The following is a 20,564-nucleotide window of genomic DNA, read 5'->3' as shown; positions in this document are numbered from 1 at the left end:
TGTCAGTCATCCTTTTCCAGGCGCTAAAGCCTCAACCGTAAAACACCCCGAGCGATACACCGTACGGAACTGCATGCCCTGTTTTTGCAGCGTCTTGCGCACGGTCCTCAAGAACATGCCGTGGGAGACCACGACCGTGGTCTCCCCGGTCCTGGTGCAGGCGGTATAAAGCTCATCGGCCACCTCCACGGCACGCAGGTGTTCCGATCTTCGGGATGCGGCCCCCAACGAAATCCCCATCAGCCAGAGCACGCGATGCAAGGCGAACCATTGCCTCAAGCCCATCTTCAACAAAGGCACGCGACCCAGCCGCAGGTCGAATTCCTTCAATCGGTTGTCTTGCCGGATACGTCCGGCATCGAACAGCCGGCAGGCCGTGGCATAGGCTCGGTTGATCGGCGATGAAATGATGTTCAGCCCTGGCGTCATCAACGGCCCGGACAACTCCGCACGACTCAGGAAATCGGCAATTTCGGTCTCGTCGATCGACGAAGTCTGGTTGTACTCATCCAGCAGCACTTTGGCCGAGACAGCACCGCAGCGTCCGTAGTCGATCAGGGGGGTGGCGTGGCGTATCAGATAAATCACAGTAAATAGGCACCAGTGATAATGGCATTGCCGACCATGAACAAGAACGGCGTATCCCACGTATGAGGGGACTTCGCTTCGGTCAGGGTCAGCGCGAGAGGAAAAACGGCGCACAGCAATACGAACTGATGCACTGCGAAGTAATCCTTGAACAACACGCAAAACAGCATCGACATCACAAACACGGTGGCCGAGCCTTCCAGGGTCCTTTTGAATGTCTTGTCGACAAAAAAACCTTTGGTCGTATATTCGTGTTTTCCAAACCTGATACCGACAGGCTCCGCCAGGCCGTCACCAAACGTCGTCGCCAGGATCGTGATGTAGAGCAGTTCCAGCGGGACGCCGATGGCCAGCCAGATATATTGCGTCACCCACAACACCAACAAGCCCGCGACCGTCTGGCTCACCAACCAGGACAGCGTGTTCGGTGCGTCTTCTGGCCGGTCAATACTGGCGAACATTTGTTGCGCGGTCAGCGACCGACGGCGTGACCAGCCACACATGGCAAAGAACAGGATGGCGGTGGACAGCGCCGAGAGCAGCAGCCGTTCATGGGTGTCCTGGATATTGAACAACGCAAAAAACAGACTGGGCAGCATGAACATCGCAAAGTGCCCGACCTTCCTCGTGTAATTGACACGCACCCCTCGGTTGATGACCAGCAGCCCCAATCCCTTGCACAGCATGAAGTAGAAAAGAACGATACTTAACAGCGCCGACCCCACTTGAATCATTTCGTTTTTCGTCCGTTCAAATGATCTGGCGCAGCGCATCGATGCAATAGTCCACATCGCTCTGAGTGTGGTTGTAAGTCAGGCACAACCTGATCCTGGACTGGTGTTTCGGCACGAACGGCGGCACGAACAACGACCCCATGATCCCTTTCCCAACCAACCCGGCGTTGACCCGTGCAGCTTCCATCGGGTCCTTGAACACCACCGGAATCACCGCTGTTTTCGAATAAAGCTTGTCGACACCGAGCGCGTCGATTTGCTCATGGGTGTAGCGAGTGAGTTCAGCGAGCCCGGCCCGGCGCATGCTTCCTTCCGTGGCATTGATCTCCAACGCGGTGCAGGACGCCGAGGCAACGCCTGGCGAAACCGAGCGCGAAGCATTGTAGGTCGGGCATCGGAACCTGACTTTTTCCGCGAACACCTCGTCCTTGAACACCACGAAGCCGCCCGATGAGCCGAACGCCTTGCTCATGGTGCCGACAATGTAGTCGATGTCCGAGAGCACCCCGGCCGCTTCGCAGGCACCTTGGCCGCTGTTGCCCAGCATGCCAACGCCGTGCGCGTCGTCGATGTAGATTTCCAGCGCCGGATGGAGTTGCTTCAAACGGGTGATTTTCTCGAGATTGGCGACGTCGCCGTCCGCCGAGAACACCCCGTCGGTCACGATCAGGATTTTCTTGTCCAGGTTCAGCAGGACCAATTGCTCCAACATTTCGATGTTGGCATGACTGTAGGCCCTGAAGGGGCTGCCCGATAACTTCACTCCGTCCCAGATGGAAACGTGGGACAGCTTGTCGAGCAGGATCAGGTCGGCGCGCTCAGCCGCCAACGGAATAACGCCGAAGTTCGCCTGGTAAGAGGTGGTGAACATCAACGCGGTGCGCCCGGTATACAGCTCGCTGTAGCGCTGCTGCAAACGCTCGTGGTACTCGGTGAAACCGCTGAAAATCATGGGTCCGCCAATGTTCGAGCCGTACTTCTGGATGGCGGAAATGGCCGACTCTTTCATGCGCGGGTGATTGGAAAGCCCCAGGTAATCGCACGATGCAAAATTCAGCATCGTCCGGCCATCCAACAGCGTCATGTCCCGGCCGCACGCCGAGCGCACTTGAGGGAAGTACGTGTAGAAACCCAACTCTTTCGATTTGAACGCGACGTCATCAATACGCATAAAACTCTCACTTAACCGATGCGGTGTATCTAAAAATGCGATAGACCCTTTCGGTGCAAATGCCATCGCGGGTGAGGTGGCGCATCGTTCGAAGCACCATGACGTTATCCTCGAGCATCCAGGACACACTGATTTTGCTGCGGCCCATCTGGTGCAAGGCGATGGCGGACAATTTCAATGTCAGCGCAACCGAGAGGCCTTTCTTCTGATATTCCGGAGCCACCCCGGTAAAGAACGCGCGGCCATATAACCCCTGCTCGTTCATTGCCGGAGCAAACATGGTGAAGCCAAGGATTTCGCCGTCCTGTTCGGCAATCAGTGCCGACATGTCCTTGATGTTGCGAGCCGCCACTTCAAATTGCCCGGCGGTAGAAGGACTGAAACCCCAGTTCCGTTGCCATGCGCGGTTGTAGCAGTCGGCCAACGCTTGACTCTTGGCGACCAACTCGTCCTGGCCATAACGATGAAACTGAATACCCGCCAAGCGCCGGGTCAATTTTTCTTCCAGGTCGTGCTGTTGGTAGCCCTCGGCTGGGGGCTCGAAGACAATTTCAATCAGGTCCTTTGCCTTTTCGCAGCCGGCCTCGATAAAGGCGTCAGCTAGCTCAGGGCTGTTGGACGGCAACGAAAACACATTGAAGTCCGACTCGAATGTTCGCAAACCGCGCTCAACGAGGAACGAACTGTGGAGAGGCCCCACCAGCTCCGTCACCTGTCCGGGCAACAACCCCGTGTCGTTTATGTACTCGACACAACTGCCCAACAGCTGTTTCAGCATGCTCGCCAGCGGCAAGGCCATCAGCGTGGAGAAATACGCGTTGCCCAAGCCATTGACCGTGTCTTGCCGATCGAAATGCACGATGCAGAACGCGACGACCTCGCCCTCTTCATCCCTCCACGCCACCGGCACATTGTGCTCGGTCGCCGAGTAGGTGCAGGCCGTGGTGACCCGCTGCTCAAGTTGTTGCCGAGAGCGCCCCACGGCCGAAATACGTGCATCCAGGCGTACCAGGGCATCCCAGTCGCACGCCGCCAAGCCCGATACTCTACTCATCAATTATTCCAACCATGATTCGCGATGATGACTAGGCGGCCTGAGACAAAGCGCTGGTGGTTTCGTCGTCGATTTCGATCCAGAAAGGCACGACACTTTTATTGTCGATAAGCCGTGGCGCAGAAATCCTTCGGGTGTTGACGCCCATCCGCTTCAACAGACGCTCGTTGCCCACGGCTGTAAAGGCAATCAGCCGAAACGCGCCTTTCGAACGTGCGACGTCGATGACTTCCTTGACCAGCTTCACTGTATTTCGCCAAGCTTGCTCAGCCGTCAGTACTTGCCCTTTCGGCTTGCTGATGGCGAACCGGGAAAGTTCCCATATCTGCGGCGACGAAGGCAGCGGATTGCTTCCCATCAAATATGGGAAAACATCCCCCAGCAGATAAGGCCGATGCGTGGGAATCAATCGAGCACAACCGAAGATCTCCTGATTGTCATCACAGGCCAGTACATACACTGTGTCAGAACGATCAAAGGCGTCTAATTCAATTCCTTTTTCACAAGCCAAAGGCCAGCCTAACTCTTTAACGAATACTTGGTATCTATATTTAGCCAGTGCAGCTTCCATTCCTGGCAAAAGATCGCTAACAGTCCCTGTTACCGCGGTCAGCATAACTACCTCCTGACGAAAATTATTCCGCCAGTACAACAAACCGGGCTCTTTGTGGGTAGCTGCCCGAATGGGCAGGCCAGGTAAATCAGCGTGTCGCCACACGGTACTTCTTGAAAATAACGAACTGTATCCACGACAAAAGAATAGTCCCGTCTCTTGCCAGCCTTTCTAGCACTTTCGTACTAAAAAATTCGCCATTAGCTCTGCCCGCTATTGCTCTATCTAGACGCATCGGCGATGCCGAATGTTTGCAAGCGTCGTGCTGCTGGCCTTATCGGCTGAAGGATTGCCGTCGGAAGGCCTCTCCATCTCCCGGCAGCGTTTCAATCCTGTATGATGTGCCCCGCTCTTGTCACGAAAGAGCGCTGACCACGGAAGGTAATATTGGTGATTGATTGGCGTGAAGACTTTATAGCGCGTGTGGCTGGCTGCACTTACGAAAACCAGCTATTTAACGAGCTCGTTAAAATTACAAGAAACTTAGGCTTCGAATTTTGTTCTTATGGATTAAGACTAAGTTCGCCGTTAGCGCCGACGCAATACTTTCTGCTTTCAAATTACCCGGACGCCTGGGAAAAAAAGTACATTGCCGGCGATTATTTCTCCCAAGACCCCACCGTTGAACATGGACTGACCCGTTCGATTCCATTGCGCTGGTCTGCGCAGCAGCAAAATCCAGGGCGCGGGTTCTGGGAAGAAGCGCGGCATTACAACCTCAACCATGGCTGGTGCCTTTCTTCGCGGCGCGAACATAACTCGATCGGTCTGCTCTCCGTCTCCCGCTCAAGCGAACGCATTTCAATACAGGAAATGGAAAGCAAAGAGACCAAGCTGATTTGGCTGACTCATCTGGTACATGAGGCCATGGCGCAGTTTTTCTTCGCAAAAACCAGGGTTGATACTTACAAGCCACTGACCGCCCGGGAGAAGGAAATACTCAGGTGGACGGCATCGGGAAAAACCTATGTCGAAATCGGGATCATCCTGAACATCGACATACGAACGGTGAAGTTCCATCTGGTGAATGCGATGCGCAAATTGCGGGCGTCGAACAAGACTGAAGCGGCGGTCAAGGCGTCGTTATCTGGCTTGTTGTCCTGAGACACCAATGTTCTGAAGCCCGAATGATGACCGCGCCTCTCATGGGAAGGCGTGGCCCGTGCAAGCCTCGGTTACCTAAGCGCTAACGTGTAGCTGTACTTTTCTGCCGTGGAAACCATGGTCGGCTTTTTCAACAGAATCGGCCGAAAGCTGCCTGTCGACATGAATACCGACATTTTCTCAGGCACAAAAAAAGCCACTCATCTGAGTGGCTTTTTTAAATCTTGGAGCGGGAAACGAGACTCTTATCTGGCGTCCGACTCGTTGAAATGTAAGGGGTTTCTTTTCTTGCCGGGGCAGGAAAAGACTTGATTCTGGACTTGTTTCTGGGGTGTTTCAAGAGCGAAAAAGGGGTAATTCGCCAAAAAGAAGCCGCATCCTCCCCCGGCTGAGCTGTTGGAACTGCACAAACCGCTTCCAGCAAATGACCGCCGATTACAACGCCCTCCCCGCAGGCCAAAAATATGACAGCATTCGGCCGCTAGAGAAGGAAACCCAACTCGCGTTCTGGATCAGCCTGGGCACGCTGTGCCGGATTGGCGAGTTGTTGCAGGCCGAATGGAAAAATGTCGATCTGGACCGGCAGACCTGATTCCTCCCCAGTGAAAACATCAAAGGCACCCGCGGCAAGAAACAAGACCACCATGTCTTCCTCTCCCCCTTCGCCCTGCATTTTTTTCAGGAACTCAAGACCCTCAAGGGAGACTCTCAGTGGTGCTTTCCGAAAATTTTTCGGATGCTAAATTGTCGCTGCCCTTCGCCCAGGTTCGCACCTCGTGCGCATCTACCAGGGCCCAATACAACAAAGATCCGGCCAATCGGTGGTTGCGACAGCTCATGTTCGCGTTGTTCTGCGATTAAGGGCAGATCACTCTGACGTCTGACTCAGCATTCGATTATGTTCACCGCAAGACCGCCTCGCGCGGTTTCCTTGTACTTGCTTTTCATGTCCGCTCCCGTTTGACGCATGGTGCGGATCACCTTGTCGAGCGAGACGAAATGTTGCCCATCACCACGCAAAGCAAGGCGCGCGGCGTTGATGGCCTTCACCGAACCCATGGCATTTCGCTCAATGCAAGGAACCTGGACGAGACCACCGATGGGATCGCAGGTCAGGCCGAGATTGTGCTCCATGCCAATTTCCGCCGCGTTTTCTACCTGTTGCACCGTTCCACCGAGGACTTCGCACAGCGCTCCAGCCGCCATCGAACAAGCCACCCCCACTTCACCTTGGCAACCGACTTCTGCGCCAGAAATCGACGCGTTTTCCTTGTAGAGAATCCCGATTGCAGCGGCAGTGAGCAGGAACCGTTGCACCCCTTCTTCATCCGCCCCGGGTACAAACCGGCGGTAATAGTGAAGAACCGCCGGGACGATACCAGCGGCGCCGTTAGTGGGTGCTGTCACTACACGGCCCCCACTGGCGTTTTCCTCATTAACCGCCAGGGCATAAAGGTTGACCCAGTCGAGCACTGAAAGGCTGTCCCTTAGATTGGCCTCAGGACTACCACTGAGCTGACGGTGCAACGCCGCAGCACGACGCTTGACCTTCAGCCCGCCAGGCATGATGCCTTCGTTGCGGCAGCCAGCAAGCACGCAATCCTGCATCACTTGCCAGATATGCAGCAGACCTTCACGGGTTTGCTCCGGACTACGCCACGCCTTCTCGTTCTCGGCCATCAACTGGCTGACCGAGAGACCGTTACGTGAGCACTGCTCAAGCAGCTCCCGTCCAGTCAAGAAAGGATAACGAAGTGGCGTTTGATCTTCGACGATACGATCAAGCCCTATCGCTTCTTCATCCACCACAAACCCGCCGCCCACCGAGTAGTACTCACGGCTACAAATCTGTAAGCCAGCCCTGTCGAATGCACGCAGGATCATGCCGTTTGGGTGATAGGGCAAAGGCTTACGGATCATCGCCAGGTGCTCTTTCTCAACAAAGCGAATGGACTTCCCCCCCAAAAGCTTCAGGGTTCCGGAACCGCGAATTATCGACAACCTTGCCTCTACTGCCGTGGTATCGACTGTATCCGGGTACTCCCCTTCCAGCCCCAGCAGTATGGCTTTGTCGCTTCCGTGCCCTTTTCCTGTGGCGCCGAGAGAACCGTACAGTTCTGCCCGAACACTCTCCACTTGCTCCAGCAAACCTTGGTCCCTCAGTCCCTCGGAAAAGCGCACGGCTGCGCGCATGGGACCGACGGTGTGCGAACTGGAAGGACCGATGCCCACCTTGAACAGATCAAAAACACTCAGCGACATACTCAACTCCGCATCGAATGCTGGTGGATGATCAGGCTTTGTAGACCGGGAAACGCTCGCACAATTCTGAAACGCGGCGGGCGATACGGGCCTCTACCTCGGCATCACCGAGTTTGTCGAGAATGTCGCAGATCCAGCTGGCAAGAACGCTGCATTCGGGCTCCTGGAAGCCACGTGTAGTCACCGCAGGTGTTCCAATGCGCAAGCCAGAAGTTACGAACGGCGACTGTGGGTCATTCGGCACGGCATTTTTGTTGACCGTGATGCGCGCGCGGCCCAAAGCGGCGTCGGCATCCTTGCCCGTCAGACGTTGGCGAATCAGGCTGACAAGGAACAGATGGTTGTCGGTCCCACCCGAGACCACGTCATAACCGCGCTGGATAAACACGCTCGCCATAGCCTTGGCGTTTTTGATCACCTGCTGTTGATACGTTTTGAATCCAGGCTCCAGCGCCTCCTTGAAGCACACAGCCTTTGCGGCGATCACATGCATTAATGGGCCGCCCTGCCCGCCTGGGAAGACCGCGGCATTGAGTTTGCGCTCAAGGTCTTCATTACCTTTGGCGAGAATCAAACCACCACGGGGACCGCGTAGCGTCTTGTGCGTGGTGGTCGTGACTACGTGGGCGTAAGGAAGTGGATTTGGATACAGACCTGCCGCTACCAATCCAGCCACATGGGCCATATCGACGAACAGGTAGGCGCCGACCTTATCGGCGATGGCGCGAAAGCGCGGGAAATCAAGGGTTTTCGAGTAAGCGGAAAACCCGGCGATGATCATTTCGGGTTGATGCTCGACCGCCAGTCGTTCGACTTCGTCGTAATCAATCAACCCCGTGACGGTATCGATACCGTACTGCACCGAGTTGTAGAGCTTGCCGGAGAAACTGACCTTGGCACCATGAGTCAAATGCCCACCGTGGGCCAGACTCATCCCCAATACGGTGTCACCCGGTTGAAGGAGTGCCAGGTAAACAGCGGCATTCGCCTGACTACCAGAGTGCGGCTGAACGTTGGCGTAATCTGCACCAAACAACTCCTTGGCTCTGTTGATCGCCAACTGCTCGACCTTGTCGACGTGCTCGCAGCCGCCGTAGTAACGCTTGCCCGGGTAACCTTCAGCATATTTGTTGGTCAGCCCACTGCCCTGGGCTTCCATCACCCGCTGACTGGTGTAGTTTTCTGAAGCAATCAGCTCGATATGCTGTTCCTGACGGCGCTCTTCGGCGTCAATCGCACTCAGCAGTTCATCATCGTAGCCCTGGATTTGGTCTTGCTGGCTGAACATCGTTTAAATCTCCATCAACTTTTATTTTTGTTCGGATCAGGAAATCAGGCGCGCAGAAACGGTTCCAACAGCAAACGTGAACGCGCCGGATGAATGACTTTTGAATTTTTGAGTTGGTCAGCTGATATAGGCGGTAAAGGCATTGACACCTGCTTGCGCCACAACTTCATCTTGATCGGGAGTACCTGAACTGCACCCTACCCCACCCACGATGAACTCTTGCATGAAGAGCGGCAGTCCACCGGCGACGATGGAAAAACGTCCCTGGTTGCTGGTATTGATGCCGAAGGCCGATTTGCCTGGCACGCTGATTTCGCCATAGGCGCGCGTCGATTTACGTGCGGCGGCAGCCGTGAAGGATTTGCTGATGGCAATGTCGATACTGGTGATCCGCGCATTGTCCATACGCTGAAACATGATCAGATGACCGGCGTCATCGGTAATGGCGATGTCCATATCAACCGCCAGTTCCCTGGCTTTCGCAAGACAAGCTTGCATGATGTGTTGAGCATCAGCCATTGTCAGTCTGGGTACCATTTTCATTGTCTTCGACCTCAGATTTGATGAATTAAAACCACTCCAATCCGTGTTTAAAACTCTAGAACTCTCTTCTTGGGTTTTACTTCTGCTCCTCCTCGCTCAATCTCTGCAAAGAACTCAGGCAGTGAAGTCGATAGCGCGGACAGGATCTTGCCCAGCGTATTAACCCCAGGGCTTGCTTGATTCTTTTCTATGACAGATATGGAACTATGGGTAACCCGTGCTTTTTCAGCGAGCTTGCGCTGAGTAAGACCTTGTCGAATACGTAGTGATTTAAGCGTTTGCGCCATCACAAAATCATCCGCCCCAGCTGTTTTTGCACCCTTGGGCAGGGACAGCCCGTCACGGGCTACAAGGACCGGTGCTTCCTCGGCAGGTATGTGCCGCTCGAACTCAAGCCAGGTTGTTTTATAGGTTTTACCAGTGACGGGATGCACTGCTTCCGGGGCGAGCACAGCAAGCGGCATTATCACGTAAGGTCTATCGATAAGATCCGACCTCGGCAGCACCCCATGCGCGTAAGTCCCCACGAAATCTCCATACAGCAAAATATCGATATCCACTGGCAAGACGATTCGAGGAACCAGCACGCGGGCGTACCTAGCCTCAAAACGCTTTAGGACATCACTCAACTGGCCCAGCGATAGATCAGTGCGCCCGGACAGAACAACGTTAAAAAAATCGTCGCCCACGCAGCCGGCAGCCGCGGAGGAATAAACCGGGGAGTACTGAACATCCACTAGCAATGCGGCCAGGAACTCCAACGCCAACCCCAAATGATGATCTCGGTCCTGGTTACTCCCTAGCCCGAGGTAAACCAAAGTCGACATGGCGCTGGACTCCTGAGAAGGCTGTGAAGGCAAAGGTTTACTTTGTCAGCCAGGCATTGAAGCGTTCATTGAGTTCGTCGGCATGGTCACCCCACCACTCGGCATTCATTTGTAACGCTGTCTTGAAGTTTTCCGGGGAGGTCGGCAGATGCGGTTTCATTTCCTCGCTGACCAGGGCTTGCGACGATTTACGCGTCGGGCCATAGGCGATGTATTTGCTTTGCTCAGCCAGCACCGGGGTGCTCGTGGCGAACTTGAGGAACTCCATGGCCCGCGCTTTGTTCTTGCTGCCGGCCGGCACAGCCCATACATCCATGTCGTACAGCTGACCGTCCCAGATAATCTTGAACGGTTGCTTCTCTTGGGTCTGGGCCGTCCAGATACGTCCATTCCATGCCGAGGTCATTACGACCTGGCCGTCCGCAAGCAATTGCGGCGGCTGAGCACCCGCTTCCCACCAGATCACCTGACTCTTGATCGAGTCGAGTTTGGCGAAAGCCCGCTCGATACCCGCCTCAGTTTCCAGGGTGGAATACACTTCATTACGAGGCACCCCATCGGCCAGCAGTGCCCACTCCAACGTGCCTTGAGGCGCCTTGCGCAAGCCACGCTTGCCAGGGAATTTGTTCAGGTCGAAGAAATCCTTCAGCGTTGCGGGCTGCTCACCTTTGAACGCGTTGACGTTGTAAGCGACCGCCGTCGACCAAATGATGTTGGCCACCGCACAGTCGGTGACAGCGCCGGAGATGAAGTCCACGTCAACCGGGGCGCCGCCCGTCCCTGCTTCCAGGTCCTTGCTCGGGTTGATACGTTCGAACAGCCCCGCATTGCACGCCTGAACGGCATCCGGTAATTCCATGTCGACGACGTCCCAAGTGACGTTTTTGGTATCGACTTGAGCTTTGAGCTGAGCGATGCCACCGGAGTAATCCTCCAGCGTGGTTTTCACCCCAGTTTTCTCGCTGAATGGCTTGATCGCTGCCTTGGTCTGGGCAGCCGCCAATGAGCCACCGTACGTGACAATCGTCAGATTCTCTTGCGCCATCGCAGACACACACACGAGGCTTGTTACCGCGCATATCAACATCTTTTTCATAACTGCTTCCCTAGATCTCAGATCAATTAGTGATTCCACGAACGCGGAGCGAACGACGGCGCAGGACTTCGATAGACAGCAACAGCAGGACAGACAAAATGATCAGCAACGTGGCAGCAGCGAGAATCGTGGGACTGATCTGCTCACGCATTCCGGACCACATCTGACGAGGGATGGTGCGCTGCTCGACTCCCCCCAAAAACTGAACGATCACCGCCTCGTCGAACGAAGTGATAAATGCGAACAGCCCGCCTGAAATGATGCCGGGGCGAATGAGCGGAAACGTCACGTTGAAAAACGTGTAAGTCGCCGATGCGCCCATGCTGGCGGCGGCGCGGGTCAGTGAATGATCGAACCCCACGAGCGTTGCGGTGACGGTCAGAATCACGAAAGGCGTACCCAGCACAGCGTGCGACAGGATCAGCGCGAGCAGGCTCTGGCCAATCCCCAATTTGCTGTAAAAGAAGTACATGCCAGCGGCGGAAATAATCACCGGGACGATCATCGGCGAAATCAGAATGCCGGTGAGCAGGCGTTTGTACGGCAGGTCAGCGCGGCTCAGCCCAATGGATGCGAGCGTACCGAGCGCGGTAGCGATCACTGTTGCACCACACGCCACCAGGAAACTGTTCTTGATCGACAGCACCCAAAGCGGGTCGTTGATCAGCTGGTGATACCAGCGTAGGGAAAATGCTTCCGGTTTCAGGTGAAGCATGTCCGACGTGAAGCTGAAATACGGCTCGACGTTAAAGGACAACGGGATGATTACTAGAATCGGTACCACCAGAAACAGCAGCACGAGCAGGGCAAATCCGCGCACGGTGAAAAACCAGCAGCGTTCGAAAGGTCCGATGTAATTTGGAAGGCTCATGGCTCACCCCAACTTCATATTGGTAATGCCTACGAATCGGTCGTAGACCCAGTACATCAGCAGCACTACCACCAGAAGCAGGCTGGCAATTGCCGAGGCAAGACCCCAGTTCAAGGACGTCTGCATGTGATAGGCGATGAAGTTGCTGATCATTTGGCCGGTTCGGCCACCGACAAGTGCAGGCGTAATGTAGTAACCAACCGCGAGAATGAAGACCAGAATCCCCCCGGCACTGACGCCCGGCAGGGACAGCGGAAAGTAGATTTTGAAAAAAGTCCGCATGGAGCTGGCGCCCATGGAGTGCGCGGCACGGATGTAGGTCTGGTCGACACCGCGCATGACGCTGTAAAGCGGCAGCACCATGAACGGCAGCAGAATATGCGTCATGGCGATGATGGTGCCGTACAGGTTGTACATCAGATCGAGCGGCTGATTGATGATGCCGAGACTGCGAAGGACATCGTTGAAAACCCCGTTTGACTGGAGAATCACGATCCAGGCGCTGGTCCGGACCAGCAACGATGTCCAGAACGGCAGTAGCACGAGGATCATCAGCAAGTTGCTGAAGCGGTCCGGCAAGCTGGCCAGGAAGTACGCCAGCGGATAGCCCAGCAGAAAGCAGATGAAAGTGATCGCGACGCTGACCGCAAGCGTCTTCAGCAGGTTGTCGACATAGATCTGTCGGCTTTCAGGCTGCTGGACGATGTCGCCGTTATCGTCGTATTGACGATCCAGCGCCGCCAGGTAATGAACTGCGGAAATCGAGGGCGCCATCACCTTGAGCTGCGACCACGTTGCGATTTCACCCCAGCGTTTGTCGATGCTGATCATCAGCGGTTTGAATTCGGTGATCCCTACCTGACTCTGTTTTTCCAGACCTCTCGCCGTCTTGTTCAACAGCAGCTTCATGCCGCTTTGCACGCGGTTCAAGTCAGTCCCGACCCGGTCCAGGTTCTGCGATTTCAGCAGGGCGAGAATATCGTTGCCGAGGACTGCAAACATCTTCTCCTCAGGCAGTGCCTGCCGCTCCCAGTGCTTCAACTCGACTGCACTGTTGGGCATATAGTCCGCGAGCGTGCCGTTTTGCACGCTGCGCATCAGCATGTCGCCGATCGGCATGAGAAAGAACACGGCGATAAATGCAAGCAGTGGCAACACCAGTAGCACGGACTTGAACTTGTTCCGACGCTCGGCCTTGTCCAGGCTTTCCTTTATTGACTGGCCAACCTTCGGCTGCACAAACAGCCGATCCGCAGGCCCTTCAGACATTACAGGGCGATTCATGGAGTGATCTCCGTGTGAGCGGTGACGAAAGTTAGATAACGGTGTTGAGCGCTCGACAGTCGTCAGCACGCCACCCTACGGTCACCAGGGCGCCGGGGGTCGGCGTCGACTGGTTGACGCCATTCACCACTTTGACGATGAAGTCTTCCTGGTCCGCGACGCTTAACCGCAGACGCAGGTGGTCCCCGTGATAGATCAGCTCTTGAATTTTTGCCGGTAGCCGGTTGTCACATTGACCGTCGGCCGGATCGAGGTAGACGCGCTCTGGGCGAATCGACAAGGTGGTTTTCGTGCCTCGGGCGGTACTCGCGGATTTCGCCGCAACGGCCTTCACTCGGAGGTTGCCGACTTGCACCTGGCAGTAATCACCATCGCGCTCGATGACCTCACCCGTCAGCCGGTTGTTTTCACCGATGAAGCTGGCAACGAAAGCGGTCTCGGGTTTCTCGTACAGGTCGGACGGATTGGCCAGTTGCTGAACCACACCATCGTTGAACACCGCAATGCGATCGGACATGGTCAGTGCTTCAGTCTGATCGTGGGTGACGTAAACAACGGTAATACCCAGCTGCTTGGAAAGGCGCTTGATCTCGTACTGCATTTGTTCACGCAGTTGCTTGTCGAGCGCGCCGAGCGGCTCGTCCATGAGCACCAGGCGAGGTTCAAAAATCAGCGCCCGAGCCAGGGCCACTCGTTGTTTCTGCCCACCGGACAGTTGCGCTGGCATGCGATTGCCCAGCGGGCCCATGGCGACCATGTCTAGTGACTTCTTAACTTTGCCCTGGATGTCGCTTGAAGACAGGCCGCGAACCTTGAGCGGAAAAGCCAGGTTCTCAGCAATGGTCATGTGCGGGAACAAGGCATAGTTTTGAAAGACCATGCCGATACCGCGCTTCTGTGGCGAGATATCGTTAACCGGCTGTTTGTCGATGGAGATTTCCCCGTGAGTGACGGTTTCAAAACCCGCCAACATCATCAGGCACGTTGTCTTTCCAGAGCCGGACGGCCCAAGCATGGTGATGAATTCGCCTCGCTGAATATCCAGATTGAAGTTTTTGACCACGAGGTTTTCGCCGTCGTAGCTCTTCTGCACATTGCGAAAACTCACAAAGGATTCTGTTTGCATGTGAACACCCTTCTGCAATTCTTTGATCAGCTAAGTGCGAAGCCGTCTTAAACGGCGCTCACACGGTTTCTCTTGTTCGCGTGGACACAGGACAGCCATCAATCAGGCGTACGGACGCCCGTGTCTGATGGTCGACGCGGCAAACTCAAGAGGAATCTTTCGGCAGAAAAGGCTCAGGGCGAGCCCGGAATCGATAAGGTGTGATGGAGCGGCACAAAGCTGCGCCCCCGACGGGGTTGGCGACGACTTGGACCTGGCGATGCATTTTGCATTCATGGTTGTCTCCGGCGATTTTTGCGCCTGGCCCGGAGTCGGACCTCCGGGCACTGCGCGATTCAATCGACTTGTTGTTATGACGTTTCTATACCGTGCCTGACCGCCGCTAATACGGTTGCCAGGGGGTCAGCACTTGATTTTGTTCATCTCAGGGTCGTAGAACGCTCGAAGGCTTGCCTCCACCTCATAGCGCTTGGTGGCCACCTCGATCTCGTACTTGCCTTCTTTCACCCAGTCGGTCGTTGCACCTTCGGCGTTACAGACATAGCCCATGGCGACGTTGCCGCCGATGAAGTGGCCGTACATGCCAGAGGTGGTGCGGCCGACGATTTCTCCGTTCCGATAGATCGGTTCTTCGTGGTAGTTGGTGGCCTCCGGGTCGAGGAACTTGAACAGGACCATGCGCTTTTTCACGCCTTCGGCTTTCTGCTTGAGCAAGGCCTCCTTCCCGATGAAACCGCCAGCCTTGTTGAAGTCCGAGGCAAATGACAGCCCAGCTTCCAGCGGCGTGTCCTCCTCCATCACGTCGTGGCCGAAGTGGCGATAGCCCTTCTCGATACGCAGGGAGTTCAGGGCGTGATAACCACACAACTTCAAGCCGTAAGGCTCACCCGCCGCGACGATTCGGTCGAATACATCCGGGGCGAATTCAGTCGGGATGTACAGCTCCCAGCCCAACTCGCCCACGTAGGTAATCCGTGACGCTCGTACGCGGGCATAGCCGAGTTCGATCTCCCTGGACGTGGCAAACGGGAAACCTTCGTTGGAGAGGTCGTCGGTGGTCAGCGGTTGCAGCACATTGCGGGCGTTAGGGCCCATCACGCTGATCACGGCCATCGACGAGGTGACATCGGTGTAGACCACATTCGCCTCGTCCGGCGTGTTGCGGCGCAGCCAGTTCAGTTCGCGCGTCTGCGTCCATGGACCGGTGACGATGAGGAACGACTCCTTCTCAAGTCGTGTCACGGTTAGGTCGGCCTCGATACCTCCGCGCTCATTGAGCCACTGGGTGTAGACGATCTTGCCCGGCTCGACATCGATGTTGTTGCTGCAAATGCGGTTGAGCACCGACATCGCATCGCGGCCCTGGACCAGTATCTTGGCGAAGGAGCTTTGATCAAACAGGCCGACGGTTTTGCGCACCGCGTTGTGTTCGGCTGCCGACCACTCGAACCAGTTTTGCTTGCCCCAGCTATAGCCGTATTCCGGCTTCTCACCCACCGGTGCGAAGAAGTTAGCGCGTTCCCAACCCACCACTTCGCCGTAGCAGGCATTGGCGGCCACTAGGCGGTCATGGAGGATACTTTTGCGCGCGTTACGGGCGGACTCGAACTGACGGAATGGCCAGTGCATGGCATACAACAGGCCCAAACCTTCCGTGGTGCGGTCATACAGGTACTGAGAGTTGCCCTGGAAAGGCAAATTACGCTTGATGTCGACGTCCCACAGATCCATCGGCGCGTGACCTTTGGCGATCCACTCGGCCAGCACCTTGCCGGCGCCGCCCGCTGACTGGATGCCCACCGAGTTGAAGCCCGCAGCGACAAAATAGTTACGCAACTCAGGTGCTTCGCCCAAGTGGTAGCGGTCATCGGGGGTAAAACTTTCCGGGCCGTTGAAGAACACTTGCAGGCCGGTTTTCTCCAGCGCCGGGATACGGCGAATGGCGGCTTCCAGGTAGGGCTCCAAGTGATCGAAATCAGGCGGCAACTCATCAAAACTGAAGCTGTCGGGAATGCCTTCATGGCCCCACGGTTTGGCATTGGGCTCAAAGGTGCCGATCAGCAGTTTGCCGGCGTCGGTCTTGAAGTAGTTGCAGTAGTCCAGGTCACGCAGTGTCGGCAGCATGATGCCGTTGATTTCCGGCATCGGCTCCGTGACCACGTAGTAGTGTTCTGCGGCGTGGAGGGGAATGTTGACCCCGGCTTTCTTGCCGAAATTACGCGCCCACATACCGGCGCAGTTCACCACGAACTCAGCGTCGATATCGCCTTGAGCCGTGACGACGCCAGCGGCCTTGCCATCCTTGATCTTGATGTCCAAGACCTGGGTGTTTTCAATGATTTTAGCGCCACCCATTCGAGCGCCCTTGGCGAGTGCCTGGGTGACGTCAACCGGGTTGACCACACCGTCCAGAGGCAAATACACGCCGCCGACGATGTCTTCGATGTTCAGAAGTGGCCACAGGTCAAGCGCTTGCTCAGGGTTGACCACTTCACAGGGAAAGCCACAAAGCTTGGCCATCGAAGCGCCGCGCTTGAGCTCGGTGAAACGTTCCTGGTGAGTCGCGACGCTCAAGGAGCCGTTACGCACGAAGCCAGTGGCCTGACCGGTTTCAGCTTCAAGGCCCTCGTAGAGACCAGCGCTGTACTTCGCCAGCATGCTCATGTTGTAGGTCGCGCGCAGGGTCGGCACCAGGCCGGCGGCATGCCAGGTCGTGCCGCAGGTCAGCGTCTTGCGCTCCAGCAGCACGACATCCTTGATACCCAGTTTGGTCAGGTGGTATGCAACGCTGCACCCGATAACCCCACCACCGACGATGACGACACGAGCCGAACTCGGAACGGTATTGCTCATTTTAAAACTCCAGGGCCAGCACCCCAGGCAGGGCAACTGGCTCGACGATTGGGGGTGCTTAAAACACGATGGTTTTATTGCCGTACACGAGCACGCGATCTTCGAGATGGTTTCGAAGCCCACGGGCCAATACGGTTTTTTCGACGTCTTTGCCTAACCGCACAAGATCATCAACAGACTGTTCGTGGCTGACGCGCGCGACGTCCTGCTCGATGATCGGCCCCTCGTCGAGGTCTTCGGTGACGTAGTGACAGGTTGCGCCAATCAGCTTTACCCCACGACGGGACGCCTGGTGATAAGGCTTTGCGCCGATGAACGAGGGCAGGAAGCTGTGATGAATGTTGATCACTTTATGGCGGTATTTTTCACACAGGTTCTGCGGAAGAATCTGCATGTAACGAGCGAGAACGATGCAGTCCGCGCGGTACTCATCGATCAGTTGTTCGGTTTTGGCAAACCCCGCAGCCTTGTTGTCTTTGTCGACCGGTACGTATTCGAATGGAATGCCGTACCACTCGACCAGGCTGCGCAAATCCTCGTGGTTGGAAATCACGCAGGCGATATCACAGACCAGATCACCGGTCTTCCAGCGATCGAGCAGATCGGTCATGCAGTGCGAGCCTTTGCTGCACATCAGCACCACACGCTTGCGCTGGTCACTGTCGACCAGCCGCCAGTTCATTGACATCTCTTGTGCAAGTGGTTCGACTTTGCGTTTCAACACTTCGAGGTCAAACGGCAGAGTCTCTGCGCGAACAACCATGCGACTGAAAAAGCGATTGCTCTCTTCGTCAGAGAACTGCGAGGCCTCCTCAACCCAACCGCCATGACTGGCGAAAAGACCCGCCGTGCGGGTGATGATTCCCACCCGGTCTGGACAATCGAAAGCGAATGTATAGGTACGCTTGGCGCTCATTTCCGACTCCTTAAGACAGGGCAGCTTCAAGAGCTGGAACGGCTTCGAACAAGTCGGCAACCAGGCCGTAGTCGGCGACGCGGAAAATCGGCGCCTCCTCGTCCTTGTTGATCGCGACGATGATTTTGGAATCTTTCATGCCGGCCAAATGTTGAATGGCGCCCGATATGCCAACAGCGATGTACAAGTCAGGCGCCACGATCTTGCCTGTCTGGCCAACCTGCATATCGTTGGAGACGAAACCTGCATCGACGGCTGCGCGAGAGGCACCCACGGCGGCACCCAACTTGTCGGCGACCTTTTCCAGCAGGGCGAAATTTTCGCCACTGCCCATGCCACGACCGCCGGAAATAACGATCTTGGCCGAGGTCAGTTCGATCCGCTCAGAGACGCTGAAATCGGCACTCAGGAATTTGGAAAGACCGGTATCGTGAGAGACGGAAATGGACTTGATGGACGCCAATGCCCCGGTCCGTTCGGCAGCTGCAAACGCCGTGGTGCGGACGGTCAGCACCTTGACTGAGTCAGCGCTTTCAATGGTCGCCAGGGCATTACCGGCGTAGTACGGCCGAACGAATGTGTTCGAGGAAACGATTTCCACAACGTCACTGACCTGGGCGACATCCAGCAATGCAGCCACACGAGGAAGCAGATTTTTGCCATACGCCGTAGAGGCGGCAATGACATGGCCATAGGTCGAGGTCTTCACCAGCTCGGTCACCAGAGCGGCCACATTCTCCACACCTTGATCTGCATACTCGGGCGCATCTGTAATCAGTACGCAACTCACACCCGCGAATCCGGCCAACTCCTCAGCGACACTGCCCGCCTGCTGACCCGCCACCAAAACGTCGACGTCTGCCCCAAGGCTCGCCGCCGCTGAAAGCGCGTTCAAGGTGCCCGATTTAAGAGCGCCTTCGTGGTGCTCAGCAATCAATAAAACAGCCATCAGATCACCCCCGCTTCGTTCTTCAGCTTCTCGACCAGTTCTTGAACGCTACTCACACGAATGCCTGCCTTGCGCTCAGGCGGCGCCGAGACCTTGATGACTTTCAAACGAGGAGTGATATCGACACCGAGGTCGCCGGCATCAATGACCTCCAGTGGTTTTTTCTTCGCTTTCATGATGTTCGGAAGAGAGGCGTAGCGTGGCTCGTTCAGGCGCAGGTCCGCGGTGATCACTGCGGGCAACCGCAAGCTTCTGGTTTCCAGTCCACCGTCGACCTCGCGAATGACATTGACCCACTCACCGACGACGTTGATTTGCGAAGCGAAGGTGCCTTGAGCGCTGCCCATCAAGGCGGAAAGCATTTGACCGGTCTGGTTGTTATCACCATCAATGGATTGCTTACCCAGGAGAACAATGCCGGGCTCTTCACGCTGGGTGACCGTGTAGAGAAGCTTGGCAACGGCAAGGGGTTCCAGATCGCTACCTGCCTTGACCAGCACGGCTCTGTCTGCGCCCATTGCCAGTGCGGTGCGCAACTGCTCCTGGCAAGCATCAGGCCCCACCGATACAGCGATGATTTCGCTGGCCTGCCCGCTTTCCTTCAACTGAAGTGCGGCCTCCACAGCGATCTCGCAAAAGGGGTTTATCGACATTTTTACGTTGTTTAACTCAACGTCAGATTCATCCGCCTTGACGCGGACTTTGACGTTGGCGTCTACGACACGCTTCACCGCCACCAGCACCTTCATAGCAATCTCCGAATAAGTCCAAACCTCTGGAATCCGATGCTATAAGCCCCTATAGACGCTTACAAACGATCTATATTGGGCACATGGATAAGCAAGGCTTATTCGTATAGCCATCTTGCTGGTTAAATTTTTGTCCTTTTCTCAAACGAAAAAACCTGACACAAACGTCGAGTAAAGTGCACCAAGCAGAGAACAATTCCTTTTGGTTCAGTCAGACTACTAGCCGTTACCCCTCATCAAATCTGGTACTTCGATGGCAAGCCGCCCCACACGGCTTCACGGCTAAATTCAGAGGATCATTTTGCAAGCCAGGCATTGAACACTCATTCAGCTCGTCAGCATGATCACCCCACCACTGCGAATCCACCTGCAACGCTGTCGCAAAGTTATCTAACTCGATCGGCATACTCGACTTCATACAGCCTGGACCAGTGGTTAGGACGACTTGCATGTAGGCCCACAAGCAATGTACTGGTTTTGGTCCGCCAAAATCTGAGTCGAGGTTGCGAGACGCGGGAAGCCCATGGCCTTGGTCA

Annotated in this window: 18 protein-coding genes and 1 pseudogene; 2 read left to right on the top strand and 17 right to left on the bottom strand. The window is 55.7% G+C overall.

The window, feature by feature from the left end; translation table 11 throughout:
* Positions 1-6: 6 nt before the first annotated feature.
* From JMN22_RS03000 to JMN22_RS02980, 5 genes are read right to left on the bottom strand one after another with little or no spacing between them, the layout of a single operon-like run.
* Positions 7-588: a histidine phosphatase family protein gene (locus JMN22_RS03000; RefSeq protein WP_030141811.1), complete on the bottom strand. Its 582-nt coding sequence runs from the start codon at positions 586-588 to the stop codon at positions 7-9.
* Positions 585-1,322 (bottom strand): hypothetical protein, encoded by a 738-nt coding sequence (locus JMN22_RS02995; protein WP_198795752.1) that lies wholly within the window; start codon positions 1,320-1,322, stop codon positions 585-587. The genes JMN22_RS03000 and JMN22_RS02995 overlap by 4 nt, the downstream gene beginning before the upstream one ends.
* A gap of 16 nt (positions 1,323-1,338) precedes the next feature.
* A complete protein-coding gene (locus JMN22_RS02990) occupies positions 1,339-2,493 on the bottom strand; it encodes an aminotransferase class I/II-fold pyridoxal phosphate-dependent enzyme (protein ID WP_030141813.1) in 1,155 nt (384 codons plus the stop codon).
* Positions 2,494-2,500: 7 nt separating this feature from the next.
* Positions 2,501-3,547, bottom strand: a complete 1,047-nt coding sequence (locus JMN22_RS02985) for a GNAT family N-acetyltransferase (RefSeq protein ID WP_202334957.1) — start codon at positions 3,545-3,547, stop codon at positions 2,501-2,503.
* Positions 3,548-3,578: 31 nt separating this feature from the next.
* Positions 3,579-4,163, bottom strand: coding sequence for an acyl-homoserine-lactone synthase (locus JMN22_RS02980; protein WP_198795750.1), 585 nt, complete (start codon positions 4,161-4,163; stop codon positions 3,579-3,581).
* Between the two features lie 387 nt (positions 4,164-4,550).
* Here JMN22_RS02980 and JMN22_RS02975 point away from each other — a divergent pair, with 387 nt between their 5' ends.
* A complete protein-coding gene (locus tag JMN22_RS02975; protein ID WP_030141816.1) occupies positions 4,551-5,264 on the top strand; it encodes a helix-turn-helix transcriptional regulator in 714 nt (237 codons plus the stop codon).
* Positions 5,265-5,648: 384 nt separating this feature from the next.
* Positions 5,649-5,988, top strand: a pseudogene (locus JMN22_RS02970) (tyrosine-type recombinase/integrase); the annotation flags it as partial.
* Positions 5,989-6,149: 161 nt separating this feature from the next.
* Here JMN22_RS02970 and JMN22_RS02965 read toward each other — a convergent pair.
* The 12 genes from JMN22_RS02965 to JMN22_RS02910 all read right to left on the bottom strand — a co-directional run bounded on the left by JMN22_RS02965 (position 6,150) and on the right by JMN22_RS02910 (position 20,028).
* Positions 6,150-7,526, bottom strand: coding sequence for an L-serine ammonia-lyase (locus tag JMN22_RS02965; RefSeq protein ID WP_198795749.1), 1,377 nt, complete (start codon positions 7,524-7,526; stop codon positions 6,150-6,152).
* Positions 7,527-7,557: 31 nt separating this feature from the next.
* On the bottom strand, positions 7,558-8,814 hold the full coding sequence (glyA, locus tag JMN22_RS02960) for a serine hydroxymethyltransferase (protein ID WP_198795748.1): 1,257 nt from the start codon (positions 8,812-8,814) through the stop codon (positions 7,558-7,560).
* Between the two features lie 117 nt (positions 8,815-8,931).
* Entirely contained in the window at positions 8,932-9,357 is a 426-nt protein-coding gene (locus tag JMN22_RS02955) for a GlcG/HbpS family heme-binding protein (protein ID WP_198795747.1), read from the bottom strand.
* 47 nt (positions 9,358-9,404) lie between these two features.
* Positions 9,405-10,184, bottom strand: a complete 780-nt coding sequence (folK, locus tag JMN22_RS02950) for a 2-amino-4-hydroxy-6-hydroxymethyldihydropteridine diphosphokinase (RefSeq protein ID WP_198795746.1) — start codon at positions 10,182-10,184, stop codon at positions 9,405-9,407.
* Positions 10,185-10,221: 37 nt separating this feature from the next.
* Positions 10,222-11,280 (bottom strand): ABC transporter substrate-binding protein, encoded by a 1,059-nt coding sequence (locus JMN22_RS02945; RefSeq protein WP_198795745.1) that lies wholly within the window; start codon positions 11,278-11,280, stop codon positions 10,222-10,224.
* 22 nt (positions 11,281-11,302) lie between these two features.
* Positions 11,303-12,151, bottom strand: coding sequence for an ABC transporter permease (locus JMN22_RS02940; protein WP_058420301.1), 849 nt, complete (start codon positions 12,149-12,151; stop codon positions 11,303-11,305).
* A 3-nt stretch (positions 12,152-12,154) separates the two neighbouring features.
* Positions 12,155-13,435: an ABC transporter permease gene (locus tag JMN22_RS02935; protein ID WP_198795744.1), complete on the bottom strand. Its 1,281-nt coding sequence runs from the start codon at positions 13,433-13,435 to the stop codon at positions 12,155-12,157.
* A 31-nt stretch (positions 13,436-13,466) separates the two neighbouring features.
* On the bottom strand, positions 13,467-14,561 hold the full coding sequence (locus JMN22_RS02930; RefSeq protein ID WP_198795743.1) for an ABC transporter ATP-binding protein: 1,095 nt from the start codon (positions 14,559-14,561) through the stop codon (positions 13,467-13,469).
* Between the two features lie 402 nt (positions 14,562-14,963).
* Positions 14,964-17,414, bottom strand: a complete 2,451-nt coding sequence (locus JMN22_RS02925) for a GcvT family protein (RefSeq protein ID WP_198795742.1) — start codon at positions 17,412-17,414, stop codon at positions 14,964-14,966.
* Between the two features lie 58 nt (positions 17,415-17,472).
* Complete coding sequence (gene purU, locus JMN22_RS02920; protein ID WP_198795741.1) at positions 17,473-18,330, bottom strand: formyltetrahydrofolate deformylase; 858 nt, start codon at positions 18,328-18,330, stop codon at positions 17,473-17,475.
* Positions 18,331-18,340: 10 nt separating this feature from the next.
* Positions 18,341-19,279: an electron transfer flavoprotein subunit alpha/FixB family protein gene (locus JMN22_RS02915; protein ID WP_060614006.1), complete on the bottom strand. Its 939-nt coding sequence runs from the start codon at positions 19,277-19,279 to the stop codon at positions 18,341-18,343.
* Positions 19,279-20,028 (bottom strand): electron transfer flavoprotein subunit beta/FixA family protein, encoded by a 750-nt coding sequence (locus JMN22_RS02910; protein ID WP_060614007.1) that lies wholly within the window; start codon positions 20,026-20,028, stop codon positions 19,279-19,281. The genes JMN22_RS02915 and JMN22_RS02910 overlap by 1 nt, the downstream gene beginning before the upstream one ends.
* Between the last annotated feature and the right edge of the window lie 536 nt (positions 20,029-20,564).

Origin of the sequence: Pseudomonas sp. HB05, assembly GCF_016756915.1 — a bacterium.
GTDB lineage: Bacteria > Pseudomonadota > Gammaproteobacteria > Pseudomonadales > Pseudomonadaceae > Aquipseudomonas > Aquipseudomonas alvandae.
This window is presented reverse-complemented; position numbering and strand designations above follow the sequence as displayed.